Source organism: Mesorhizobium sp. WSM4849 (assembly GCF_055811385.1).
Genome location: NZ_JBVVPW010000093.1, coordinates 1 through 1,183 on the forward strand (window position 1 = coordinate 1; position 1,183 = coordinate 1,183).

General features: G+C 60.9%; 1 protein-coding gene. It reads left to right on the plus strand.

Annotation, left to right across the window (positions count from 1 at the left end; all coding sequences use genetic code 11):
• Window positions 1-52 precede the first annotated feature (52 nt).
• Window positions 53-1,183 (plus strand): IS630 family transposase, encoded by a 1,131-nt coding sequence (locus tag AC0L3L_RS36330; protein WP_473490042.1) that lies wholly within the window; start codon window positions 53-55, stop codon window positions 1,181-1,183.

Below are 1,183 nucleotides of genomic sequence, written 5' to 3' on the forward strand. Positions count from 1 at the left end.
CTAGTGTCATGATCGCGTAATTCGTGCGATTATTGCGTTGATTCGATTGGAGATGCGATGCATGGGACGAGTTGCTGCAACCATCGACTTGAGCGCCGAGGAACGCAAGGAGCTTGAAGGTCTGTCGCGCCGGCGGCGAACGGCGCAAGGTCTGGCACAGCGGGCAGAGATCGTGTTGTTGGCGGCCGAGAGGCTTGAGAACAAAGTGATCGCGCAGCGCGTCGGGGCGGTTGAGAACACGGTCGGCAAGTGGCGACGCCGCTTTGCCCAAGATCGGCTGGATGGCCTCTACGATGAGCCGCGGCCGGGTCGGCCACGAGAGATCGGCGATGATGCGATTGCCGAGACGATCCGCCTGACGCTGGAGGCGACACCGCGCGAAGCCACGCATTGGAGTCTGCGCTCGATGGCGCGCGCGGTCGACCATGCGCCATCGACGATCCATCGGATATGGAAAGCCTTCGGCCTTCAGCCGCACCGCGCAGAAAGCTTCAAGTTGTCGAGCGATCCTTTGTTTGTCGAGAAGGTGCGCGACATCGTCGGCCTCTACATGGCACCGCCCGAACACGCGCTGGTCCTGTGCGTGGACGAGAAGAGCCAAATCCAGGCGCTCGATCGCACCCAACCGGTGCTGCCGATGCGGCCCGGCCAGATCGAGCGGCGCAGCCATGATTACAAGCGCCACGGCGTGACGTCGCTGTTCGCAGCGCTCGATATCGCCACCGGACGCATCATCGGCAAATGCTATCCGCGCCACCGCTCTACGGAGTTCCGCCGCTTCCTCGACGAGATCGAAGCGGCGGTTCCTGAGGATCTCGACATCCATTTGGTCATGGACAACTACGCCACGCACAAGACGCAACCCATCCGCAACTGGTTCGCCAAGCGACCCCGCTGGCACGTCCATCTAACACCCACCAGCGCGTCCTGGATCAATCAGGTCGAGCGCTTCTTCGCCGACCTCACCGACAAGCAGATCAGGCGCGGCGTTCACCGCTCAACCGGAGAACTTGAAGCCGCCATCGAAACCTACATCAATGCTGTCAACGCCGATCCGAAGCCCTTCAGATGGACAAAGTCTGCTACCGACATTCTCGCCTCCATCGAACGCTTCTGCCTCGCAACCCTCAAAACCGGCGACCAACAGGCTAAAATCGTCAGAACTTCGGAATCAGGACACTAG

Bases quoted from the DNA above. Each gene is read 5' to 3' on its own strand.
- AC0L3L_RS36330 (WP_473490042.1), top strand. From the start codon at position 53: ATGCGATGCATGGGACGAGTTGCTGCAACCATCGACTTGAGCGCCGAG.